Origin of the sequence: Bacillus niameyensis, assembly GCF_001375535.1 — a bacterium.
Taxonomy (GTDB): domain Bacteria; phylum Bacillota; class Bacilli; order Bacillales; family Bacillaceae_C; genus Lederbergia; species Lederbergia niameyensis.
The window spans coordinates 4,116,333-4,140,855 of the sequence record NZ_LN831197.1; the positions used below are offsets into that span (position 1 = coordinate 4,116,333).

The following is a 24,523-nucleotide window of genomic DNA, read 5'->3' on the forward strand; positions in this document are numbered from 1 at the left end:
GTATGTTTTTCAAAGGAAAAAAAATATTAATTATTGGTGGAACGGGGACGATTGGGCGAAGGATTATGGAAAGAGTTCTTGAGGAAGAACCTGAGGTCGTTCGAATTTTTAGTCGAGATGAACATAAACAATTTACTATGCAAAGCAAATGGAATAACAATCGAAAGTTGCGGTTTTTAATTGGCGATGTCCGGATGTATGATCGCGTTTATAGTGCGATGGAGGATATTGATTATGTCTTTCATACTGCGGCGATGAAACATGTATCCTTTTGCGAATATAACCCTTATGAGGCGGTTTTAACAAATATTGTCGGAACCCATAACGTTATAAAAGCAGCGATTGCACAAAAAGTAAAAAAGGTAGTTTTTACGAGTACAGATAAAGCTATTTCTCCAACAAATAATTACGGCGCGACAAAACTGACCGCGGAAAAGCTGATTACGTCGGCAGAATTATCGAAAGGGTCGGCAAAGACGATTTTTGCGAGTGTTCGCTTCGGAAATGTAATGGGATCGCGAGGATCTGTTATTCCGCTATTTAAAGAGCAAATTATCGAGGGTAAAGAAATTACTGTTACAGACAAACAGATGAGTCGATTCATGATGACTGTTCAACAAGCTGCATCATTAACGATCCAAGCAATGAAATTAGCGGTAGGCGGGGAGACTTTCATCTTAAAAATGCCGGTCATCTCTTTAAGCGATTTAGTAGAAGTGATGATCGAGGAAGTAGGCGAAAAGTACAATATCCCTCTGGAAGAAATCAAAATTAAGGAAATTGGTTTACGGCCTGGAGAGAAGAAGTATGAAGAGTTAATGACATATGATGAATCTCTCCATGCATTTGAATTACCGCAAATGTTTGTCATCCCAGGGCCTTTTCTTTCGATATTACCCTATGAGAATAGCAAAAAAGCTACACCAGGCACATATCAATCAGGCGATCAGCAACCGATTACGAAGGAAGAACTACGATTTTTTATAAAAGGAGAAAATTTGATTTGAAAGGAGATGGCGTTATGAATGTTCTAGTGACGGGTGGAGCAGGTTTTATCGGCAGATGGGTAACGAAAAAATTATTAGATGATGGTCATCAAGTATGGATCGTTGATAATCTATCAAACTCGAGTACGAAGAACATAGAAGAGTTTACGTATTATGAAAATTTTCGCCACTTTACTCATGAAGATATTAAAGAAAAAGGCAAACTAGAACAATTGTTTAAAGAGCATCAGTTTGATATTTGTTATCACTTAGGCGCAAGCATTAATGTGCAAGATAGTATTGATGATCCTGAAACAACTTTTGCTAATGATACGATCGCCACTTTTTATATTTTGGAACTGTGTAAAAAATACGATACGAAACTAGTATTTATGAGTACTTGCATGGTGTATGACCGAGCAGAGGATGAGAGTGGGATTCAAGAAGTAGATCCGATCAAACCAGCTTCTCCTTACGCTGGATCAAAAATTGCTGCAGAGAATATGGTGTTATCTTATTTTTATGCATACGGTTTACCTGTTGTCGTTGTCCGCCCATTTAACACATATGGTCCTTTTCAAAAAACTGGGGGTGAAGGTGGGGTTGTGGCGATATTTATTCACAATCAGTTAGATGGCAAGGTATTAAATATTTATGGAGATGGGACTCAAACAAGAGATTTGCTCTACGTTGAAGATTGCGCCGACTTTGTAGTTGCCGCAGGTTATTCAGATGAAGTCAATGGGGAAATCGTCAACGCGGGTACAGGCAGAGATATTGCGATTAACGATCTTGCTTTATTGATTGCCAAAGATTCATCCAAAATCCAACATGTCGAACATATTCACCCGCAAAGCGAAATTCCGAAGTTGCTTTGTAATTTTGAAAAGGCAAAAAGGTTATTAAACTGGGAGCCGAAAATCTCGTTAGAAGAAGGAATTAAACGAACAGAAAAATGGATTAAATCTGTCAAAGGGTAAAAAGGAGTTTTCAAAATGGGAGAAAAACTAGCAGTATACGGAGGTCCATCCATTAGAAAAGATTTTCTACCATATGGCGGACAGTGGATTGATGAGAATGATATTCAGGCCGTGGTCGACGTATTAAAAAGTGATTATTTAACGACTGGTCCAGCAGTAGGTCGATTTGAACAGGCGTTTGCCAAATACGTCGGAGCAAAGTATGCTATTGCATTTTCCAACGGAACAGCCGCCCTCCATGCGGCTTGTTTTGCAGCTGGGATTGCTAAAAATGATGAAGTGATTACGTCTCCGCTTACATTTGTCGCAAGTGCTAATTGTATTCTCTATACGGGTGGAAAGCCCGTTTTTGCTGATATTGATCCCGCAACTTATAATATTGATCCGAGATCGATTGAAGCAAAAATAACAAAGAATACAAAAGCGATAATCCCAGTACATTTTGCAGGTCAACCTGTAGATTTGGATGAGATTCATAAGCTTGCAAAAAAATATAATTTAATCGTGATCGAGGATGCCGCCCATGCTCTAGGGGCTCACTATAAGAATAGGAAAATTGGAGCACTCAGTGAGATGACAATGTTTAGCCTGCATCCAGTCAAACATATTACGACTGGTGAAGGTGGAATGATCACGACAAATAATAAGGACTATTATCAAAAATTGCTCCAATTTCGTACTCACGGGATTACGAAAGATGCTAATGAATGTTTTAAATATGATGGACCTTGGTATTATGAAATGCAATATCTAGGTTACAACTATCGAATGACGGATATGCAAGCGGCACTAGGATTGTCACAGTTACAGAAAGTAGATATCTTTATCGAACGGAGAAAGAAGTATGTTGCTTTTTACAATGAAGCATTTAAAAAGATGGAGGAGATTATCTGCCCTAAACAAATGTCAGGAGCAGATTCAAGCTGGCATTTGTATGTTATTAGATTAAATTTAGAAAGATTAACAGCGGATCGGAAAGCAATATATGAAGCTTTACAGAAAGAAAATATCGGTGTCAATGTACATTATATTCCCGTTCATACCCAACCCTTTTATCATAAATTAGGCTATCAATCTGGCATTTGCCTTACTGCAGAAGATATTTACAATGAGATCATCACATTACCTTTATTTCCAAAAATGGAGGAAAAAGATGTTAGAGATGTTATTGCGGCCGTGAATAAAGTCATTCATTTTTATTCAAGGAAGGATGTGGAATAATGAGAAAAAAACCGAAAATTGCAGTTGTTGTCAGCTGCCGCCTAAAATCAACAAGACTTCCGCTGAAAGCATTATTACCTATTAATGGAATTTCCTTAATCGAGCGTTGTCTAATGAATTGCTTAGCTATCCCAGAAGCGGATGCAGTCGTTTTAGCTACCTCCTATCTCCCGCAAGATAATCCTTTAGAAGCTATTACATTAGATGGGAAAGTTACGGTTGTAAGAGGAGATCCTGAAAATCTCGTAGATAGAACGATTGAGGCTGCAAAGGCAGTGAACGCAGATATTGTCTTCAGGGTGACTGGTGATAATCCGGCCGTTTCGCCTGAGATTTCAAGCTTTCTCATTCAAGAACATTTAAAAAATGATGCAGATTATACGCAGGCAAAAGCAAGCAGCGTTGGAACAGCAGGTAATGTCATCAATGTTAAGGCACTTGAACGTCTCACTAATCTTGTAAAACCACTAACCCATACAGAATATTTACCTTTTTATTTTCTCAACAATCCCTCTTATTTTTCCGTATTAAATCTTGATTTACCTTCAGAATTACTTTACCCAGAATGGCGTTTAACGATTGATGAAATAAAGGACCTCGAAATGTTTCAGAAGCTCTATGAAAATCTCCATATTGGTCATCGTCCGTTGTTTTATAAGGAGATGAGAGACTACTTGGTTCAACATCCAGAGGTTTGGGAAATAAATAAGGATGTTCAGTTGAAATGGCGGGATGATCTAGAATTAGTAGAGGAGGTTAATCGTGCCACGACATTGGAGTAATCGATTAAAAGTCGTTTTCCGTGCCGATGCATCGACAGAACTCGGCTCAGGGCATATTTCGCGCTGTCTCATCCTGGCAGAAAAATTACATGAGGTAGGAGCAAAGGTTTCTTTCATCTGTCGTGCTGATGAAGGAAACCTTTGTCACCTTCTTTGGACTAAAGGATTTGTCGTCACAACGATAGGTAGAATTACGAATTTTTCAATGAAGACCGATATGAAAGAAACAATCGGTGTTTTACAAATGATGGAGCAAGTAGATTGGCTTATTATTGATCACTATCAACTTGATTATGCCTGGGAGCATTCTATGCGTCCTTACGTTAAGAAGATCATGGTCATTGATGATTTAGCGAATCGTAAACATGATTGTGATGTTTTACTAGATCAAACTTTTGGGGTGCAACGGTATTCTTATTCGACCCTCATACCTGAAAGCTGTCAGCTCTTATTAGGTAGCTCATTTGCCCTTTTAAAGGCCCCTTTTAAAACCTATCAAAAAAGAGTCCCGCCATCCTTTAAAACGATTCGGAAAGTTCATGTGTTTTTTGGTGGAATGGATCTGAAAAATTTCACATATACGTATAGTCTGCTATTATTAGAGAATTTTCCTTATTTACATTTAAGAATCATTGTTGGAAAGCATTATCCATATACGGATTTGCTCCAGCTTTTACAAGAAAAGTATAGGGAAAGAGTGCAATGGGAGCAGGATGTACCTAATATGGCTGAATCGCTGGCTGAATGTGAAGTAGCCCTTGGTGCTCCCGGTATTACAACATGGGAACGTGCCTGTGTTGGTCTGCCAGCAGCCTATTTAGCTATCGCTGATAATCAAATTAATATTGTCGAGGATCTTGATGAAAAAGGGTTGTGCGTTTATTTAGGTCAAGCAAATTCCATGAAGAGCGATGAGTTTATACACAAATTTCATCGTTTTATTCACAATGAAAGGAAATTAGGAGAATTATATAAAAATAGTGTGAGAAATGTGGATGGTTATGGTGTTGAACGAGTGATACCACATTTATTGGGAAAGGAGTAGAAAATTGAAGAAAATAAGGTTTCTTCCTTATACAAAAGAACATGACGAAAAAACAGTTCAATGGTTAAATGATCCGAGTGTTGCCGAAGGTTTTGGATTAACGAAACAGATTACTGTCGCTTCTCACCGGAAGTGGATCGAGAAACAGACCCACTATTATATATGGGCTGTCTATGACGAATTGGACCATCGAGGCAATGTTGCATTAACTCACAATCCGCATCATTATTCGGCTTACTTTCAAATGTATATTGGTGATCCAGAAGCACGAGGAAAAGGACTGGGCTATTCAGCACTTCTTTTTGCGATTAAATATGCCTTTGAAGTATTGCAAGTCCATCGTTTATGGCTTCATGTCTTTCCAGATAATGAATCTGCTATCCATCTTTATGAAAAGGTTGGATTCCAACAAGAAGGAATTGAAAGAGATGCCCATTATTCTAACGGCAAGTTTCGTGATCAGGTCATTTACTCCATCCTCAAACAGGAATGGGAGAAGGGTGAGCTAGAATGAAATGCGCCATTATGCAACCAACATATCTTCCTTGGGCAGGTTATTTTTCTTTGCTTTCAACTGTTGATACATTCGTCTTTCTCGATGATGTCCAATTTTCAAAAGGTTCGTGGCAGCAAAGAAATCGAATTTTACTCAATGGGAAGGAGCATTATTTAACAGTCCCTATTTTAAAAAAGGGAAAGAGTACACAATTGATCTCAGAAGTTAAAATTGATCATAGCAAACCTTGGAAGAGAAAACACCTTCAAACGTTAAAGCAAGCATATATAAAATATCCTTTTGCTGAGGAGATTATCCCTTTATTGAAGGAATGGATTGATTCAGAAAATAAGTTTTTAGTCGATTTGAATATCAAAATAATTAAGGGGATATCTGAAAAATTAGATCTACATCCAACATTTGTGAAAAGTAGTGATATAGCAGTAAGTGGAAAAAGATCAGAATATCTCATCAATATTTGCCAGCAATTGCGAGCGGACACATACATTAGTCCACCTGGCTCCAAACAATATATTGATGAAGAGGACCTATTTGCAAAAAGCGATATTAACATCGAATATTTTTCATACTCTCCACAGCCTTATTTACAACTGAAAAATTCAAATTTTATCTCCCATCTTTCGATAGTGGATATGATTGCCAATATAGGCTTTGAAGAAACGAAAAACGATATAGGAGGGAAGGGAAATGACGATTCAAATCGGTAATTACTCGATTGGGAGTAATAACAAACCATTCATCATCGCAGAGATGTCTGGAAACCATAACCGATCATTAGAAAGAGCTCTTGAGATTGTTGAAGCCGCGGCTAAAGCAGGAGCACATGGATTGAAGCTTCAGACATATACACCAGAGACGATGACGTTAAATTTGGACAGTGGGGACTTTTATGTTGGTGATCCAGAAAATCCTTGGACTGGGAAAAACCTTTTCGAGCTTTATGATGAAGCACATACGCCGTGGGAATGGCATCAAGCGATTTTTGATAAATGTAAGGAATTAGGAATGGTTCCTTTCAGTACTCCTTTTGATGAAACGGCAGTGGACTTTCTGGAAACATTAAATGTTTCATGCTATAAAATTGCCTCTTTTGAAAATAATGATCTTCCATTAATTCGAAAGGCAGCCTCAACTGGAAAGCCATTAATTATCTCTACCGGGATGGCTTCGCTCGCAGAGTTAGATGAGACCGTAAAGACTGCTAGAAAGGCAGGCTGTAAAGACTTAGTGTTATTGAAATGCACAAGCACATACCCCGCTGAGCCGACGAACTCCAATATTGCCACAATTCCACATATGAAAGAATTGTTCGGGTGTGAAGTTGGTTTATCTGACCATACGTTAGGCGTTGGAGTCGCAGTAGCTAGTGTGGCAATGGGAGCAACCGTTATTGAGAAGCATTTAACATTATCACGAGCAGAAGGCGGCGTTGATGCAGCCTTTTCGTTGGAGCCGGAGGAATTTCGTTCCCTTGTAAGCGAAACGGAAAAAGCATGGCATTCCATCGGGGAAATTTCATATGGTCCTACTGAGAAAGAAACGCAATCTCTCCAATATCGTCGTTCTCTTTATATTACTGAGGAAATGAAAAGGGGAGATGTGTTAACAAAAGATAATATACGAGCAATACGACCAGGAAATGGATTACCGCCAAAATATATTGATATAATTTTAGGGAAAAAGATAAAAAAAGATGTTGAGAAGGGAACGCCTGTAAGTTGGGATCTGTTATAAAGTGGGGAAATAATAATTTTAAAAAAGCTGCCATGTATATTGGGCAGCTTAACCTTTTGAGAGATTAACTGCACTTTTTCAATTTTATATAAGGGGTTATTTTGCTCTTTTTATTTTTCTTAACTCTACTTCGTATTCAAAAGATTTCAGAGCGAGTGTTTCGTAATGATTTTCCAATTTTATTTGACCAACATATAAATCGCTAATTTTTTCTGAGTTTTCTGCAACTTGCTTAGCAATAGAGTCCACTTTACTTTCGATTCTATCTGCTTTTGTTTCAATGTCGGTAACTCTAGTGTCGATTTCATTAACCTTTGTTTCAATGTTAGAAACTCTAGTGTCGATTTCATTAACTTTTGTTTCAATGTTAGAAACTCTAGTGTCGATTTCATTAACTTTTGTTTCAATTCCAGAAACTCTAGTATCGATTTCATTAACTCTTGTTTTAATTTCCTTTATGTCAGATATGACTGTTTCTTCCAAATTCGTTACTTTTTGAACCAACAATTCAAGTAATGCACGATCTGCCATGAGTAAACCACCCTTTCTTTAAATATTTAAGTCTAGAAATATTATAAGCCAAAAGACATATAATAGAAAGAGGATTAAACTCGCTTTTTGTAGAAGTTATTCTCACTTGCTGCTCATAAGGGGAGGGATCTCGCAAAGGAAAAACGAATTTAAAAGAAAAATGTTCGAACTTGAAAGATTAAATCTCTAACTCGAAAGAATACGGACCGAACTCAAAAAATCCCCTCCAAAATTTGAAAGAATAGTTCCCAAACTTAAAAGAATGCCGTTCAAACTAAAAAGCAAATTGTTAAACACTGAAAAACAAGCTGGCCTTTATAAGGCAGCTTGTTTTTGAATCATATTCAGGATCTTATTAATTCTATTTTGAAATGTATGCTCATTTAATACTTTGTTTCGTACAATTGCTGCGACACTCTTACGAATGTTTTCCTCCCTTAAATAAAACTCAACTTTCTCTAGACAATCTTCCAATCCTGTATAAGAGACCATCTCTGCCTCCGAAAAAAAGTTGCGTAAATCGGCAACATCCTCTATTAACTGGAAGGCCCCACATACAGCAATATCAAATGTACGGTTATTTATACTTTCATTCTCGATATTTTCTCGGTTTTGATTATGGGAAAACGAGGAACTGCGATGAGGATTCAAGACAATCTTCGCGCCATTATAAAATTTTGCTATTTCTTCTGGTTCCAACCATACATTATAAGTTTTAAGATTCGGATGTGTTCGGAACTTTTTGGAGAGAAGATTATGCCACTGTTTCCCTATCACTGTAATTTTAAAATCTCCAAACTTCAAAAGAAATTCTACTAACTGCACCCGTGAAGGGTAGGGGTATCCTACGAGTAGAACATCACTGTTATAGCGAGCATCGCTATACTCTTCGGTAAATATCGTAGGATCTGTCCCTAATGGTAAGTGATAAACATGCGTAAAGCCGAGTGACCGATATTTTTTTAGTGCACCTGAATCTACAGTAAAAACATAATCATAATCTCTTATTTCCTTAATAGTTTGATCGATATAAAAAGGGTCTTCTGTCAACCAAACGGCTAGCTCTATCTTATTTTTCTTTAAGAGGTCAATAGTCCGCGGAGACAAATGATTGCCTAGTAACGTAAAAGCAAAAAACGGGAAATTACTTTCATTAGATTGTAGAGTATCTTTTAATTGCTGCGGATGAACGATCGTGTAATTCTGATACGTTTCTTGAAGTACCTTTTTAATCGCTCTATCAAAATATTCGTAAACAAGTGGATATCCTGAGGGGATATAGACAATATTCATTGATTACTCTATCTCTTGAAAGCTAATGGATTCAACCTTGCTAGCACCAAACTTAACGATAGAAGAAGTTGGCGGAGAGATCGCCCCTTGTTCCTCTAATGTTACAATCCCATTCGTAGTATCATATTCCGTAAAAACAGCCGGACCGATGAAATTGCCCGAGTCCATTGTAACAGTAACAATCGTTCCAGGGATTAACCGACGAAAAATATAGTCTCCAAAATTCATAATATCACCTCATTCATTTTATTTTTTTGGCTTCTGTTGATAGACCAACTTCGACTACAAAGAACCTTCCACTTTCCATTCATGAAAGGTCCTTTAACAAAGCCTTTAAGACGGTACACGATAATTTATGTTAGTTTAATTTTATCGTTTAGACCTCCAACCTATTAAAGTGAAAAATCCACCTTTTTACTATAATCCATCGTACGTAGAACTAGAGAATATTCATCATTTTTAAAGAGTATAAACGGTTGTCTACACTACTTCATCCATACTTCATACATTAATAAAGAATGAACTTGAAGGGAGGAAAAGTGATGGCTGTTGTTAAAAGAACTTTTTTACAACAATTAACAAATGCTACAGAATCGGGGCAACCGATTCCTGTTATTCGCTTAGTAGGAGGGGAAGTATTACGTAATCTGGTCGTTAGAAATGTAGGTATTGACTATGTCGAGTTAGGAGACCTTGATACAGAAGGGACGATGTATGTTCCTTTTAATCAATTGTTAAGTATAGGAACAATGTAAGTTCACAAAACTCCGAATTTCGGAGTTTTGTCTTTACGAGCTCATGCATAATAGACTAGCAACATCTATGTTTCTACCTATGACAAGTTTACATCGGCTCATTTCTCGCCATGTTTACTTTATCTCGTCAGAAACTAAAGCGTCTGCACCTTTAACTATTTTTTAGAGGAAGGATGTGTCATCTATGAAAGGAGTCATTTTAGCTGGCGGAACGGGTACTCGCTTACAGCCCATTACGAAAATTACGAATAAGCACCTCCTGCCTGTCGGGCCTTATCCGATGATCTATTGGCCAATCAAGAAGCTTAAAGAAGCTGGTATTCAAGAAATATTAATTATTACGCATGAAGAATATATTGATTCATTCGAAAAATTACTAAATGATGGCGGGGATTTAGGAGTCTCCCTTCATTATGCGATTCAACCAACTGCATCGGGTATTTCTGATGGCCTGGCACATGCCAAAGATTTTGTAGGCAAAGAAAAATTTGTCCTTATTTTGGGAGATAATATCTTTGAAGATTCCCTGCGCCCATTTACTCAAAGCTTCCAAAAGCAAAGAATAGGGGCACGGGTGTTAGTAAAGAAAGTAGATGATCCTAATCGTTTTGGAGTTGCGCAATTAAATGAGGACGATCAATCAATTATATCCATCATTGAAAAGCCAAAGTCCTTTATTTCCAATTATATTGTGACGGGAATTTATATGTATGGACCTGAAGTATTTTCGTATATCGATGACCTTTCTCCTTCTGACAGGGGAGAATTGGAAATTACAGATTTAAACAATATATATATTCGAAAGTCGATTTTACAGTTCGATCAATTGCCTGGCTGGTGGGTCGATGCAGGGACACATGAATCTCTTTTTCTAGCTAATCAACTCATCCATGATGAATTACGGGAGAGGGATTATTCATGACAAAAGAAATATTAATTACAGGGGGCGCTGGGTTTATCGGCATCAATTTTGTCTACTATTTGATGAAAAATGCAGATTATCAGCTTACAAATATTGATGCTCTTACCTATGCTAGTCATCCATTTATCAAAGATGAATTTCAAGAAAATGACCGTTATCGGTTTATCAAATGTGATATTTCGAAGCAGCAGGAGTTAGATAAAGCTTTAGACCGCTCCTACGATGCGATTATTAACTTTGCTGCCGAATCCCATGTAGATAGAAGTATTGAAAATGCTGCTCCGTTTATTCAAACTAATATTACAGGAACTATGAATTTATTAAATGCTGTTCTAGCTGGAAAGGCTAAGAAGATGATCCAAATTTCAACTGATGAAGTTTATGGGACGCTATTACGAACCGATAAAGCATTTACAGAATCCACTCCACTTTCGCCAAATAATCCTTATTCTGCGAGTAAAGCTGCTGCGGATTTACTCGTTCAATCCTACTTTAACACATATCAATTGCCTGTCATGATTACTCGTTGCAGTAATAATTACGGGCCCTTCCAGCATTTAGAAAAATTCATCCCAAAGGTTATTACATCAGCCTTGTTAAACAAACCGATTCCTATTTATGGAGACGGACAACAGATTCGTGATTGGTTATATGTTGAGGATCATTGTCGAGCGATCTATACCGTCCTCAATAATGGAAAAGCAGGAGAAGTTTACAATATTGGCGGTGGGAATGAACAAACGAATCTTCATGTAGTTTCAAAAATCATTAATTATCTAGGAGCGGATCAAAGCTTAATCAGGCATGTTGAAGATCGATTGGGGCATGATCGCAGATACGCGATTAATTATGAGAAGATCAAAAGAGAGTTAAACTGGGAGCCTCAAGTTCTATTTGAAGATGGACTTTTAAAGACGATTAATTGGTATCGGGACAAGATCCAAAGAGTTGATTACACATGAAAATTTTGATTACGGGTGCTAATGGTCAGCTTGGGAAGGATTTACTTTCAGTTTTTCAAAACGATTTTAATGTCATAGCGTTTACGAAAGAAGAACTGAATATTACGAATGAACGGAAAGTGAATGAAATCATTTCAGAGAAAAAGCCTAATTTGATAATTAATGCGGCTGCTTATACCGCTGTGGATGATTGTGAGACTAATCGGAAATTAGCTTTTGAGGTTAATAGTTTCGGAGCGTATTATTTAGCGAAAGCAGCAAAGTCAATAGATGCGGACATTATACAAATTAGTACAGATTATATTTTTAACGGAAAAACATGTAAACCATATGAAGTGGATGACACCCCTGATCCTTTATCGGTTTATGGTCAAAGTAAATTATTAGGAGAGCAACTCGTCCAATTGGCGTCTGAAAAATATTACATTGTCCGAACATCATGGTTATATGGTCACCATGGAAAAAATTTTGTTAAAACAATGCTTCAACTAGGAAAAGAGGAGAAAAAGGTTACCGTTGTAGAGGATCAGGTCGGATCTCCGACTTTTACAAAAGATTTGGCTCAAGCAATTAAACAACTAATTGGTAAGCCGTATGGCACTTATCATATAGCGAATGCAGGTGAATGCAGTTGGTTTCATTTCGCACAATCCATTTTCGAAACTGCACATTATGAGCCATCATTCGTTCAACCTTTATCTACGGAAGAATACGGAGCTGCCGCACAACGACCAAGCTATTCCGTTTTAAGTAGGAGAACATTGGATCAGGCAGGGATCAAGATGAGACATTGGCATGGGGCTCTACAAGAATTCATTGAAAAGGAGGAAAAAGGGTATGATTGATGGAGTGATCGTAAAAAAAATCGTCAAGTACTCTGATGATCGTGGTTTCTTCGCAGAACTAGTGCGAGATGATGAGCAAATTTTAGATAGATTTGGTCAAGCGTCCTGGTCAATGAGCTATCCAGGTGTTATTAAGGCATTTCATTATCATGAAAAGCAGGATGATCTATGGTTCTTTCCTTCTGGCAATGCACAAGTCGTTCTTCATGATCTCAGACCTGATTCTGCTACAAAAGGAGAAACTAACACTTTTTATATGGGAGTAGAAAATCCCATTCTCGTTTTAATTCCTAAAGGAGTTGCTCACGGCTATCGAGTTTTAGGGAATGAGCCAGCGACGATTATATATTTCACAACTGAATCTTATAATCGTGAAAATCCAGATGAACATAGAATACCTTGGGATGATCCAAAAATTAGCTATGATTGGGAAACGAAGAATAGATAAAATGTGGTGCTTGTTATGAAACCGACAGTATCGATTATTTTGACGAGTTACAATAAGCCATGGTTCATAGCTCAAACGATTGAAAGTATTTTGAAACAAACGTGGTCTGAGTGGGAGTTATTTATTATGGATGATCATTCGAATGATGTGACTGTACAATTGATCAAAAAGTATGTAGATAATCCCCGAATCTTTTACCGCAATAGTTTCATAGAAAAAGAAAACCGCTATAAAACTACAAGATATGCAACTCTTATCAACGAAGCAATTCCATTAACAAAGGGAAAATACGTGACTTACATTACAGATGATACCGTCTATCTTCCAAATCGTCTTTCAGAGATGGTTAAACACTTGGAGAGTAACCCGTCTAAAGAGATTGTTTTTTCTTCTCAACTTGTGAAAATCGTTGATCGACAATTGAATTGTTTAAGAGAATTTAAAAGGGAAGCGACCCAAGTTCTTACGAATGCAGCTGATATTGTGGATCATTGTTCAGTTATGCATACGAGAAATATAGCTGAGAAGGTAAGCGAGAAATTTGGAACATATTGGAATGAAGATCCACTTTATTGGTGCCGGGGAGATGCAGCCTTTTGGAACCGGCTTAATGTTTTTCAACCCTTTTACCCTATACGACAAGTGTTGGATATAACGTATAAAACACCACACTCTGTTCAAACTTTATTTCAACATTTGCCTAACAATCTTCCAAATGGGATTCTGGTAAAAGGAACGAATGAAGAGGTCTATTTAATTGATCAAGAAAAACGAAGATTAATAACTCCAGCTATGTTTTCCTTTTTTAAATACGATGAAAAGGAGATTACTGAAATTCCTGACCCATTACTCCATAAATATGAAGAAGGAGATCCGGTCGATTTCGATCATTTTCCAAATTATTGTCTTTTTCGGGATGAAAAAGGAGAACTATACTATTTTGAACGTTATCAAAGAAGAAAAATTGGAAATTCATTCGTTTGGGGAAAGTTTCGTTTTAATATAAGGAAAATAATTGAAGTTGAAACAGAAAGGTTAAAGAAGATTCCACTAGGTCCGGACCTCAATATCCATCCTTCAAGGCTCCATCCACTTCCAGAAGGAAGAATATATAAAAATCAAGTGCAATATTGGATTTTGAAAGGAGATACAATTTATCCTATCGATAAAAAAGTTCTTCAGCGACTGAGGTTAGAGCAAGAACATATAGAGCTCCCAGGTAATGTTATAAAGCAATATAAAATAGGAGATGCGAGCTTTTATGCGGCTATTGATATGTAATGAGGACTATTGACTCTATGGGTCGAGGTCCTTTTCTTTATCGGTATTTCCTATTAGCAGGGAAATTTCTTGAAAAAACAATTTTGTTTGTATAGAGTATTAGGATATGGTGGTAAAAAACAACAAGGAGGAAAGATGATGGGACATATTCGTTTTGATTATTCCAAAGCTCTTGCATTTTTTGGTCAGCATGAAGTCGACTATTTACAAGCTGCAGTGGAAACAGCCCATACTCAACTACATGAAAAAACAGGTGCTGGAAATGACTTTTTAGGTTGGATTGACCTGCCTGTTGACTACGACAAAGAAGAGTTTTCTCGTATTCAAAAATCAGCAGAAAAAATTAAGCAGGATAGCGATATTCTACTTGTCATTGGTATTGGCGGATCTTATTTAGGAGCTCGTGCTGCTATCGAAATGCTGAACCATAGTTTTTATAATGAATTACCTAAAGAAAAACGCACTACTCCACAAATAATCTTTGTTGGAAACAGTATTAGTTCTACATATATGAGAGATTTGATGGATCTTTTAGATGGCAAAGATTTCTCCATCAACGTGATTTCCAAGTCAGGAACAACTACAGAGCCAGCGCTCGCTTTCCGTATCTTCCGTAAGATCCTAGAAGAAAAATATGGTGTTGAAGAAGCGAAACATCGTATTTTCGCTACGACCGATCGTGAAAAAGGGGCATTAAAGACGCTAGCGAACGAAGAGGGGTATGAGAGCTTCGTAATTCCTGATGATGTTGGCGGTCGTTATTCTGTTTTAACGGCTGTAGGATTGCTTCCAATCGCTGTCAGTGGGGTAGAAATTGAAGCAATGATGAAGGGAGCAGCTGATGCACGCTCAGAATTCAGCTCACCTGAACTGGAAAAAAATGCCGCTTACCAATATGCGGCGATCCGTAACGTTTTATACAACAAAGGTAAAACAATTGAAATGCTCATTAATTATGAGCCAGGTCTTCAATATTTCTCAGAATGGTGGAAACAGCTATTTGGTGAAAGTGAAGGAAAAGATCAGAAAGGGATTTATCCTTCTTCTGCGAACTTCTCTACTGACCTCCATTCACTTGGACAATACGTACAAGAAGGTCGTCGTGACTTGTTTGAAACAGTTATTAAAGTTCAAAATGTACGCCATGAACTAACAATTGAAAGCGAAGAGAACGATCTTGACGGGCTTAACTATTTAGCTGGTAAAACAGTTGATTTCGTAAATGATAAAGCTTTTGAAGGAACATTGCTTGCTCATACAGACGGAGGCGTTCCGAATCTAGTTGTCGAAATTCCGGCAATGGATGCATACACATTTGGCTATCTCGTCTATTTCTTCGAAAAAGCTTGCGCGATCAGCGGCTACCTACTAGGTGTCAATCCATTTGACCAACCTGGAGTAGAAGCTTATAAAGTGAATATGTTTGCTTTACTAGGCAAGCCTGGATTTGAAGAGAAGAAAGCAGAGTTAGAAGAACGATTATAAAAACATTAAAAAGGGGCATCTGCGAAATGGCAGATGCCTTTGTAAGTTGGACAGGAACAGATATTAAGAATGATAAGGATCTTTTTCTCTCTACTATATTGTATTGAAACAAATTATAGATGATTGGACAAACAAACTGATGAAAATGCGGGGTTTTAAGTATGAGGATTTGTAGTTTATTCTTGAATAAGAACTGAGTTCCTTACTAGGAAGGAACTCAGTTTAATAGTTATAGTATGCCTTAAAGTAGTCTGTTAAGGTGTCATTCCAACGACCTGGATTTCCTTACAATTAATGATAATTGTACCTAAGTCTGTAGCAGGTCCCGGTGCACCAGGTATTTCAGCATTAATAAAAGTTGCACAGCAAGTATTACGATCAAAAGAGACAAAAGTTGCTATAACAGGATTGGCGCTACCTCTTAATAATAAGGTCACCTCTGTATTCATTGCTAAATTTCTTAATTGGTTACATACACAATTATCTTGCCCACAAGAGCACTTTCCAGCAGGTCCTACTCCACATGAGTCCACATTATTACCTCCTTCAGCTTCCTCGCGGATAATATGGTGGTATACATGTTTTTCCTCTCTTATTGGATCAACATGGCCACCACATCCACAGTCTGGGTTTCTATCAGTATCTGCCTCAACTAGGTTACATTCACAAGCTACATTTAAGTCATTGTTTCTTCTTCTATTTCTACGAAAGTCTTCCGCAAATAAAAGTTCTTCATCGTAATACAATGAAATCTCTCCTTTCGATTTTTGTGCTGGTTATCCAGCTTTCACTATAGTTTATTAGGAAAAATGAATAGTGACTGGACAAACATTCTGGTGAAAACTCCCATTTTTCATAAATTCATAATAAAGTGGGAGAATTTGAAAGCTATATCCAAAAATAGGTAAATGAATGTGAAGAAAGAGTCTATAATCACTTACTCCAATAAATTATTGATACTTTGATCATTTACTTTATCTTATTTTCTTTAGCCAAAATGGATTGGACAAACAGTCTAGTGCAAACTCACATTTTTTAAGAGTTTATAGGAAATTCTCAAAATAACATGAACTATTGTAAAAATAACTTAGTTTTCAAAAATACTCGTTTTTATCAGACGGTTTGTCTAAGCAATATTGCTGTTTTTTAATATAGTAGTTATTAAGGTCGGCCGGCTTTAATATTCGCTTAGGGGGATGGAAATGAGTTATTGTGGAAATAATTCTGTTGGTGGAGTCGAGGATAATCGGAGACCAAGAAAGTTAGTTTGTCAATGTCGCGAGGTTCGTGGTGATTTCTTTGCTTGCAGATGCCGCGAAGTTCGTCAAGAATCTGATTTTGATTGGATTTGTAGACCAAGAGAAAATCGGGTTGAGGCAGCAGAAGATCGTTATTGCGATTATTAATGCCTAAGAAAGTTCTGCTGAGAAGAGGTCTATAATGACCTCTTCTTCTTTACGATTTCTACCTACATATATGTTTGACTCAAAAATTTGTGGAATAGTCCTGATAGAGGACAAGTCCACTTTTTCATAGTAGAAACGTGAGGGAAATCTTCCTCAAAGTGTCATGAGGGAGTATATCTACGTTATGAAAGCAGATGAAGGATAATTGTTTGCTTCTCGAATAGAACCTGATTATCCTAAAAATAGCTTCTATTTAGGAACGTTGCCTTTTTTCTTTCGAAATTAGGATATGTTATACTTAATAGGAGTAAGCGAAAGAAGGAATTTTTTATGGATCTAGGAGCAGCAGTATTTAGCATCACGTTAACTTCAGCATCAATGATCGCTCTTTTAAAGATTATTGCCATCGATATTATTCTTTCAGGGGATAATGCGATTGTGATCGCGATGGCTACGCGAAATTTACCGAAAAAGCAACAGAACAAGGCAATTTTATGGGGGACAGGTGGTGCGGTCATCCTCCGAATTCTGTTTGCCATAGTGATTGTTTGGTTATTAAAAATTCCGTATGTTAATATTATCGGCGGTATCCTATTGTTATGGATTTCCTATAAAGTATTGGTTGGTGGAGATGAAGAAACGCATGTGTCATCCCAAAGCAGTTTAATTAAAGCGATTGGAACTATTATTATGGCAGACGCAGTTATGAGTTTAGATAATGTTGTCGCTATTGCTGGCGCAGCTAATGGCCATATCTTAATGATTGCTTTAGGCGTTTTAGTTAGTATCCCTATTATGATTTTTGGCTCGAAATTAATCGTAAAGGTTATGGAGAAATTTCAATGGATTAGTTATATTGGCTCTGGAATTCTCGCTTGGGTTGCTGGGGAAATGTTATTAAAGGACAAGCATATAGATCGTTTGTTTGGAATCGAAGGACCAGTAGAATATATCGTTCTAATTTCATTAACAATATTAGTTCTTTTAGTCGGGTTTATGGCTAATAAAAAGAAAGCTGTAAACAAAGATAAATTAATTCCTAAAAATGAGCATTGATCTGAATAAGATAAGCAGCTTGACCATCAACGGTTAAGCTGCTTATCTTTTAAATCAATTATTCGCTTGACAATGATTAAAGGAGGTGTTATTTTTTTATATATTAGTGTTCTTTATAAAGAACCTAAATAACTTTTTAAAGAAAAATAAAAAATACATAGTTTTTAAAAATAATGTATTAAGTTATAACCTTTTGTTCTTTAATAAGAACAAAAACGAGGGAGGGAGAACATGAGTGCAATCGTTGGAATATATCATCGAAACGGTGAAACTATAACCGTTGAACATAGTCAGGGAATGATGACAGCATTGGGAAAATTCCCTGCTGATGACATTCAGACATGGCAAAAAGGTAATTTGTTTCTCGGCTGCCACGCTCAATGGATGACTCCCGAATCAATTGGAGAAACACTTCCATTCTATGATTATATGAGGCAACTTGCTATTACCGCAGATGCGATTATTGATAATCGGAATGAATTATTTGAAAAACTGCAAGTTGAGTATGAAGATCGAGAACACATGACAGACAGTCAGTTGATTTTGCTTGCTTACTATAAATGGGGTGAGGAAACACCGAAACATTTAGTTGGCGACTTCGCTTTTATGATTTGGGATGAGAAAGAGCGAAGACTGTTTGGAGCACGGGATTATTCTGGAACACGTACTCTTTATTTTTTTCGTAACCAAGAAAAATATGCTTTTAGTACGGTTATGAAGCCTTTGCTTTCTTTACCCTATGTATCGAATGAGCTAAGTAAACAATGGCTTGCTGAATTTCTTGCCAATCCATTAATGTTTGATTCGCTTGAGCCAGCTTCAACTGTTTATCGTCAAATAGAACAAATTCCACCATCACATTCGGTAACTGTAACAGATTCTTCGATTTATTTTTCAAGATACAGCACTTTACCAGAGGGAAAGCAACTAAAGTTAAAATCAGATGCAGAATATACAGAAGCTTTTCAAGATGTATTTCAAAGAGCGGTGAATGATCGCCTGCGGACACATCATCAAGTCGGTGCTCATTTAAGTGGCGGGCTAGACTCCTCGTCGGTATCTAGTTTCGCAGCTAAAACATTAAGGAAGAAAAATCAACCATTACATACATTCAGTTATGTTCCAGTTGATGATTTCATTGATTGGACTCCTAAAAGTCGAATTGCCAATGAAAGGCCCCAAGTAGAATCGATTGTACAATATGTTGGCAATATATCTCCAAATTATTTAAGTTTTCCTGAGAGGAATTCTTATTTGGAAATTGATGATTGGATAGAGAAAATGGAAATGCCCTATAAATATTTTGAAAATACATTTTGGTTAAAGGGTGTTTATGAAGAGGCAAGGAAAAAGAGTGTTGGCATTTTATTAACTGGACAGCGAGGGAATTGGTCGATCTCTTGGGGCCCAGTGATGGATTATTATGCATTGTTGTTAAAAAAAATGAAATGGCTCCGTCTTAATCAGGAAATGCTGCAATATTGCTTCAATATTGGATCTGGTCGAAAGAAAGTGTTAACAGCTGTTACGAGAAAGGCCTTCCCTCTCTTATTTCAACAACAAATTTCAAAGGAAGATGACTTTCCAATATTTATTCATCCTGATCTTGCATCAGACACAATGGTATTTGAGAAATTACGGGATCATGGAATTGACCCAAGGGGAAGGATCGATTCAAATTCCTATAAAATTAGAATGCGTCAGTATCAACAATTGTATTATTGGAACACAGTTGGAACTTATGAAGCAAAGCTAGGGCTACATTACGGCATTGTAAGTCGTGATCCAACTAATGATTTGAGAGTCGTTCAGTTTTGTTTATCGCTTCCTGAGGAGCAATATGTTCAAAACGGTTTTGGGCGATCACTCGTTAGAAGAGCGACAGAAGGCTATTTACCAGATGATATTCGCTTGAACTTTAAAACAAAGGGAGTTCAAGGTGCAGACGGGGTTCATCGGATGAAAGTAAATTGGGATGAGTACATTGCTGAATTAGAAAAACTTCCGAAAGATCCCAACCTTCAGGAGTTAGTGGATATGGATGTGATCAAAAATTGCCTCACTGTTTTGAAAGCAGAACCTAAGCCAAACCTCGTCTTTGAATTTGAAACGAAAGTGTTAATGAGATGCCTGATTTTAAGTCGCTTTATGAAATCCTTCACTTGAGAGGAGGTGAGACGATGAAGAAAAATTGGCTGAAACCGGAGTTGGAAGTACTTAATGTCACCATGACGATGGCCGGACCCGGAATAAAAACACCGGATGCTGTCCAACCAGATCCTGATGCAAATGACCATGATGTGGTTCATTACAGTTAATCCAGAACACGACAGTAAACGGCTGCCCTTATGCAAATAACAGTATAAGGGCCTTCTAAAAAATGATATTGAGAGGGTGAGAACTTGAGTGCGATCATGGGAATCTTGCAGTTTCAGCAAAATCAAACTTTGGAGCAGGGGTATCAACTCTTAAAGGCATATGATCAATTCCCTTTCGATTATACAGAAACGTGGAAAAACGAAAATGTCTTTTTTGGCTGTCACGCGCAACGGATCACCCCTGAATCCATTCATGAACGTTTACCCTTTTATGACTATGAGCGAAAGCTCGCCATTACAGCGGATGCGATTATAGATAATCGCGAGGAATTATTTGAACGATTAAAGGTTGCTTATGGGGATCGTAAAACGATAACAGATAGTGAGTTGATTCTTCGAGCCTATTTAAAATGGGGAAAGCACACTCCGAATTATTTGCTTGGTGATTTTGCCTTTATGATTTGGGATGAACGAAAACAAACACTATTTGGTGCAAGAGATTTTTCTGGGGCTCGGACTCTTTATTATTTTAAAAATGATGTCTACTTTGCTTTTTCAACAATCATCGAACCTTTATTTCGTATGCCTTTGATCGAGAAACGTCTTAATGAAGCCTGGTTAGCAGAGTTTTTAGTCATTCCAACGATCGTAGAAAGTGCTGATGTCCACCATACTCCATATGAAAAGATTTATCAGCTTCCGCCAGCGCATAGTTTATTGATCAAGTCTGGGAATGTTTCAATAGAAAGATATTGGCAATTGGGATCAATAGAGCCTTTGCGGCTAAAAAATGACTGGGAGTATCAGGAAGCCTTCTATGATGTTTTCAACCGAGCAGTTAAAGAAAGAATCCGAACAGATGGTATTGTTGGATCTCATTTAAGTGGTGGATTAGACTCAGGGTCTGTTGTTAGTTTTGCAGCAGAAGCACTTCGCGAAGAAAATAAACAATTACATACATTTAGCTATATACCAGAAGAAGATTTTACAGATTGGACACCAGCATATTACATCGCCAATGAAAAGTCCTTTATCGAAGAGACGGTTCGGTATGTGGGAAATGTCATTCCTCATTACTTGGATTTCCGAGGAAAAGATCCTTATTCAGAGGTGGATGATTTTCTAGAAATCATGGAAATGCCCTATAAATTCTTTGAAAATTCCTTTTGGTTAAAAGGAATTAATGAGGTAGCTCATAGACAGGAAGTTAAAATATTATTAAACGGTTCTAGAGGAAACCATTCAATTTCATGGGGAACTTGGCAATTAAACTTGGACTATTATTCTACCCTTTTAAAAAGAATGAGGTTTATTCATCTTAATCAAGAGCTTAATCAATACTGTCGGAATTTTCGTACAGGTAAAAGGATTATGTTACCAATCATCGCAAAGAATACATTTAATAGACTTGTTTCAAAAGGCGATGATCCTGACAAGTCTTTATCGATGATTCATCCTGATTTTGCATACAAAACAGATGTTTATGAGCGGCTACAACAGTTGGGTATGAATGGAAATTATGGGAGCGATTTGAATAGATATCGTAAGCAGCATTATAACGAACCCTATTTTTGGAATAAAAGTGGAACAGCAACAACGAAATTATCTTTACGCTATGCTTTATGGGATCGTGATCCAACAAATGATTTGCGTGTCATTTTATTTTGTTTATCTCTTCCAGAAGAACAATATGTTAAAGCCGGAATGGAGCGCTCGTTTTTAAGAAGAGCAACGAAGAACATCCTCCCAGATAAAGTTAGATATAATCACCGGATACGTGGTATTCAAGGTGCTGATACAATCCACAGAATGAAGCGGCATTGGCAAGCTTTTTTAAGTGAATTGCAAAAAATGAAGAATGATTGTGTATTAACTGAGTTTATTCATAGAGAAGTACTTGAAAACGCTCTTGCGAAGATCGATAACGAACCTGACCCATCCCTCATTTGGAAGAATGAATTTAAAATTTTGACACGCAGTTATATCGTGCAACGTTTTCTTCAGAAAAATTTTGTAATGGAGGAGGTGAAATAAAATGAAACGAATATGGCGGCAACCAATATTGGAAGTTTTGGATATTAGTATGACGATGAATGGTCCCGGGAATGCCAATGCCGATTGTTTTGATGTATCTGAGGGAAAACACGAAACTCATCCTGGGCAATCAAATGCCAGCTGTTTAAAAAATGGATTTGATAGCTAATGAATTGAAGCCCTTATAAATTATAAGGGCCTCATAAAAATATTACCTTGGGGGAAAAAATGGCTATAACATTAAAAAAGATCGTCTATAAAGCTTTTGGTTTACACGTCCAAAGTGACGTCCCCTTGCCCGAGTTACCACAGATCATGGGACTAGGGGAGGATGTCGATATTGTTATCCAGACGAAGGACTTAACTGATTTATGGAATGACTGTGCTGGATCTTCCCCTTATTTTGCTATGAAAGGAAACATGATTTTGTTTCACATTCCTGGAGTAGCCATTTACTGTATTGAGGATGGGATGAAAATTTTTGTTTCTCCAATGAAAAATGCCCACGCGGATCAAATTCGCCTTTATATTCTTGGTTCTTGTATGGGTGGCTTATTACTTCAAAGGAGGGTTTTGCCATTACATGGAAGTGCAATTGCTATTAATGGTAAGGCATATGCAATTGTTGGCGAATCCGGTGCAGGTAAGTCGACTCTGGCAGCGGCATTTTTACAAAAAGGTTATCCCTTATTAAGCGATGATGTTATCCCCATTACACTATCAGAAGAAACTTTCCCGATCGTCACGCCTGCTTATCCTCAGCAAAAGCTATGGCAGGAAAGTTTGGATGCCTTTGGAATCGAGTCAAAGGGATACCGGCCCATTATTCAGCGAGAGACAAAATTCGCGATCCCTGTTTCAGCGCAATTTTCAACGTCGACCTTTCCACTCGCAGGTGTGTTCGAATTAGTGAAAACCGAAGGCGATCAACCTAGTATAGAACCGATCTTGCATTTGCAACGGTTGCATACTTTGTTTCAACACACTTATCGCAATTTTTTACTGAATCATCTTAAATTAAGAGAATGGCATTTTCAAATCACTGCCGCTATTGCGAACCAAACTCAACTTTATCGAATACAGCGTCCAATTGATCGGTTTACTGCTCATGACTTAACTGCGATGATTTTAGAGACATTAAATAAGGAGTGAAAAATGGATGATTACAAAACAAAATATTTCATTGAGCGATTATGTTGTCCAGTCAGAAGGAAATATTGTGAGTGACATGGGCAGTGAGAAAGTAATGCTTAGCATTCATAATGGAAAATATTATAATTTAGGTGAAATCGGCGGAGGAATTTGGGATCTAATGAAAGAGCCAATCCAAGTAGAGAAAATGGTGAGTACTCTTACTTCTAGTTATCTCGTTGAAAAACAGGAATGTGAAGAACATGTACTTTCCTTTTTAACTCATTTATTAGAAGAACAGTTAATTCAGATTGCTTCCAAAGAGTAGGGGAACATAATGATTTTGTCAAAATTCATGACCATTTTTAAAACACATCCGAAAACGATCGTCCTTTTTCTGGAAGCATATATGTTTCTGGGCTGGGCACGAATTCTAAAAAAAGTCCCATTTCAAAAAGTGGCGCCAATGTTAGGCGATCATATGAATGAAACGCCTTACTATAGTGAAGATAACAATACGAGAACGATTAAAAATATTTCAAATGCCATTCAAATTATGAGCAAATACACCTTTTGGGAGAGCCAATGTTTAGTTAGAGCCATGGCTGGAATGAAAATGTTGGAAAGGCGTGGTATTGAGAGTACTCTTTATCTAGGTACGGCGAGAGATGAAGAAGGAAAGATGATTGCTCATGCATGGTTACGAAGTGGATCTTATTATATTTCTGGATCAGAGGGAATGGAAAAGTTTACGACCGTCAGTATGTTTGCGAAAAGAGATGTCATGTGAA

28 protein-coding genes are annotated in these 24,523 nt (G+C 37.3%); 24 read left to right on the forward strand and 4 right to left on the reverse strand.

All coding sequences use genetic code 11. The features are described from left to right. The first annotated feature begins 2 nt into the window (after positions 1–2). From BN1243_RS18895 to pseI, 8 genes are read left to right on the forward strand one after another with little or no spacing between them, the layout of a single operon-like run. Positions 3–1,007 carry an SDR family NAD(P)-dependent oxidoreductase gene (locus BN1243_RS18895; RefSeq protein WP_062109465.1) on the forward strand — a complete coding sequence of 335 codons (1,005 nt, stop codon included), beginning with the start codon at positions 3–5 and terminating at the stop codon, positions 1,005–1,007. A gap of 14 nt (positions 1,008–1,021) precedes the next feature. Further along, positions 1,022–1,966 carry a dTDP-glucose 4,6-dehydratase gene (locus tag BN1243_RS18900; RefSeq protein WP_062110786.1) on the forward strand — a complete coding sequence of 315 codons (945 nt, stop codon included), beginning with the start codon at positions 1,022–1,024 and terminating at the stop codon, positions 1,964–1,966. A gap of 15 nt (positions 1,967–1,981) precedes the next feature. Continuing rightward, a complete protein-coding gene (gene pseC, locus BN1243_RS18905) occupies positions 1,982–3,187 on the forward strand; it encodes a UDP-4-amino-4,6-dideoxy-N-acetyl-beta-L-altrosamine transaminase (RefSeq protein WP_062109466.1) in 1,206 nt (401 codons plus the stop codon). Continuing rightward, a complete protein-coding gene (locus BN1243_RS18910) occupies positions 3,187–3,969 on the forward strand; it encodes a cytidylyltransferase domain-containing protein (RefSeq protein ID WP_062109467.1) in 783 nt (260 codons plus the stop codon). Before pseC ends, BN1243_RS18910 begins: the two co-directional genes overlap by 1 nt. Next, positions 3,950–5,014, forward strand: coding sequence for a UDP-2,4-diacetamido-2,4,6-trideoxy-beta-L-altropyranose hydrolase (pseG, locus tag BN1243_RS18915; protein ID WP_062109468.1), 1,065 nt, complete (start codon positions 3,950–3,952; stop codon positions 5,012–5,014). The genes BN1243_RS18910 and pseG overlap by 20 nt, the downstream gene beginning before the upstream one ends. Before the next feature lie 4 nt (positions 5,015–5,018). Beyond that, on the forward strand, positions 5,019–5,528 hold the full coding sequence (locus BN1243_RS18920; RefSeq protein ID WP_062109469.1) for a GNAT family N-acetyltransferase: 510 nt from the start codon (positions 5,019–5,021) through the stop codon (positions 5,526–5,528). Then, the gene (locus tag BN1243_RS18925) at positions 5,525–6,238 is read left to right on the forward strand and encodes a WbqC family protein (protein WP_062109470.1); all 714 of its coding nucleotides are present in this window, start codon (positions 5,525–5,527) and stop codon (positions 6,236–6,238) included. Before BN1243_RS18920 ends, BN1243_RS18925 begins: the two co-directional genes overlap by 4 nt. Beyond that, positions 6,219–7,265, forward strand: coding sequence for a pseudaminic acid synthase (gene pseI, locus BN1243_RS18930; protein ID WP_062109472.1), 1,047 nt, complete (start codon positions 6,219–6,221; stop codon positions 7,263–7,265). Before BN1243_RS18925 ends, pseI begins: the two co-directional genes overlap by 20 nt. Before the next feature lie 96 nt (positions 7,266–7,361). Here pseI and BN1243_RS18935 read toward each other — a convergent pair whose 3' ends face one another. From BN1243_RS18935 to BN1243_RS18945, 3 genes are all read right to left on the reverse strand, one after another. Beyond that, a complete protein-coding gene (locus BN1243_RS18935) occupies positions 7,362–7,796 on the reverse strand; it encodes a hypothetical protein (RefSeq protein WP_062109474.1) in 435 nt (144 codons plus the stop codon). Between the two features lie 315 nt (positions 7,797–8,111). Continuing rightward, positions 8,112–9,089, reverse strand: a complete 978-nt coding sequence (locus BN1243_RS18940; protein WP_062109475.1) for a CgeB family protein — start codon at positions 9,087–9,089, stop codon at positions 8,112–8,114. Between the two features lie 3 nt (positions 9,090–9,092). Next, entirely contained in the window at positions 9,093–9,317 is a 225-nt protein-coding gene (locus BN1243_RS18945) for a hypothetical protein (protein WP_062109477.1), read from the reverse strand. A gap of 314 nt (positions 9,318–9,631) precedes the next feature. Here BN1243_RS18945 and BN1243_RS18950 point away from each other — a divergent pair, with 314 nt between their 5' ends. The 7 genes from BN1243_RS18950 (at position 9,632) to BN1243_RS18980 (ending at position 15,787) form a co-directional block, all read left to right on the forward strand. Then, entirely contained in the window at positions 9,632–9,844 is a 213-nt protein-coding gene (locus tag BN1243_RS18950; protein WP_062109479.1) for a hypothetical protein, read from the forward strand. A 184-nt stretch (positions 9,845–10,028) separates the two neighbouring features. Then, positions 10,029–10,766 (forward strand): sugar phosphate nucleotidyltransferase, encoded by a 738-nt coding sequence (locus tag BN1243_RS18955; RefSeq protein WP_062109480.1) that lies wholly within the window; start codon positions 10,029–10,031, stop codon positions 10,764–10,766. Further along, positions 10,763–11,728 (forward strand): dTDP-glucose 4,6-dehydratase, encoded by a 966-nt coding sequence (gene rfbB, locus BN1243_RS18960; RefSeq protein ID WP_062109482.1) that lies wholly within the window; start codon positions 10,763–10,765, stop codon positions 11,726–11,728. Before BN1243_RS18955 ends, rfbB begins: the two co-directional genes overlap by 4 nt. Next, positions 11,725–12,573, forward strand: a complete 849-nt coding sequence (gene rfbD / locus BN1243_RS18965) for a dTDP-4-dehydrorhamnose reductase (protein ID WP_062109484.1) — start codon at positions 11,725–11,727, stop codon at positions 12,571–12,573. The genes rfbB and rfbD overlap by 4 nt, the downstream gene beginning before the upstream one ends. Continuing rightward, positions 12,566–13,021, forward strand: coding sequence for a dTDP-4-dehydrorhamnose 3,5-epimerase family protein (locus BN1243_RS18970; protein ID WP_062109491.1), 456 nt, complete (start codon positions 12,566–12,568; stop codon positions 13,019–13,021). The genes rfbD and BN1243_RS18970 overlap by 8 nt, the downstream gene beginning before the upstream one ends. Before the next feature lie 15 nt (positions 13,022–13,036). Then, a complete protein-coding gene (locus tag BN1243_RS18975; RefSeq protein ID WP_062109492.1) occupies positions 13,037–14,302 on the forward strand; it encodes a glycosyltransferase family A protein in 1,266 nt (421 codons plus the stop codon). Between the two features lie 138 nt (positions 14,303–14,440). Then, entirely contained in the window at positions 14,441–15,787 is a 1,347-nt protein-coding gene (locus BN1243_RS18980) for a glucose-6-phosphate isomerase (RefSeq protein ID WP_062109494.1), read from the forward strand. 254 nt (positions 15,788–16,041) lie between these two features. On the opposite strand, the gene BN1243_RS18985 is transcribed toward BN1243_RS18980, so the two are convergent. Then, on the reverse strand, positions 16,042–16,533 hold the full coding sequence (locus BN1243_RS18985; RefSeq protein ID WP_062109496.1) for a hypothetical protein: 492 nt from the start codon (positions 16,531–16,533) through the stop codon (positions 16,042–16,044). Between the two features lie 456 nt (positions 16,534–16,989). Between BN1243_RS18985 and BN1243_RS18990 the strand changes: the two genes are divergently transcribed. The 9 genes from BN1243_RS18990 to BN1243_RS19025 all read left to right on the forward strand — a co-directional run bounded on the left by BN1243_RS18990 (position 16,990) and on the right by BN1243_RS19025 (position 24,522). Then, positions 16,990–17,193, forward strand: coding sequence for a hypothetical protein (locus BN1243_RS18990; RefSeq protein ID WP_062109498.1), 204 nt, complete (start codon positions 16,990–16,992; stop codon positions 17,191–17,193). Positions 17,194–17,523: 330 nt separating this feature from the next. Next, positions 17,524–18,249 (forward strand): TerC family protein, encoded by a 726-nt coding sequence (locus BN1243_RS18995; protein ID WP_195892136.1) that lies wholly within the window; start codon positions 17,524–17,526, stop codon positions 18,247–18,249. Positions 18,250–18,480: 231 nt separating this feature from the next. Further along, positions 18,481–20,415, forward strand: coding sequence for an asparagine synthase-related protein (locus tag BN1243_RS19000; RefSeq protein ID WP_062109499.1), 1,935 nt, complete (start codon positions 18,481–18,483; stop codon positions 20,413–20,415). Positions 20,416–20,429: 14 nt separating this feature from the next. After that, complete coding sequence (locus tag BN1243_RS22210; protein WP_062109501.1) at positions 20,430–20,567, forward strand: paeninodin family lasso peptide; 138 nt, start codon at positions 20,430–20,432, stop codon at positions 20,565–20,567. An 84-nt stretch (positions 20,568–20,651) separates the two neighbouring features. After that, positions 20,652–22,601, forward strand: coding sequence for an asparagine synthase-related protein (locus BN1243_RS19010; protein WP_062109503.1), 1,950 nt, complete (start codon positions 20,652–20,654; stop codon positions 22,599–22,601). Position 22,602: 1 nt separating this feature from the next. Then, positions 22,603–22,770: a paeninodin family lasso peptide gene (locus BN1243_RS22895; RefSeq protein ID WP_154669900.1), complete on the forward strand. Its 168-nt coding sequence runs from the start codon at positions 22,603–22,605 to the stop codon at positions 22,768–22,770. Positions 22,771–22,829: 59 nt separating this feature from the next. After that, on the forward strand, positions 22,830–23,753 hold the full coding sequence (locus tag BN1243_RS19015) for an aldolase (protein WP_062109505.1): 924 nt from the start codon (positions 22,830–22,832) through the stop codon (positions 23,751–23,753). A 7-nt stretch (positions 23,754–23,760) separates the two neighbouring features. Continuing rightward, positions 23,761–24,060, forward strand: coding sequence for a lasso peptide biosynthesis PqqD family chaperone (locus tag BN1243_RS19020; RefSeq protein WP_062109507.1), 300 nt, complete (start codon positions 23,761–23,763; stop codon positions 24,058–24,060). 27 nt (positions 24,061–24,087) lie between these two features. Beyond that, on the forward strand, positions 24,088–24,522 hold the full coding sequence (locus tag BN1243_RS19025) for a lasso peptide biosynthesis B2 protein (protein ID WP_230200258.1): 435 nt from the start codon (positions 24,088–24,090) through the stop codon (positions 24,520–24,522). The last annotated feature ends 1 nt before the right edge of the window (position 24,523 follow it).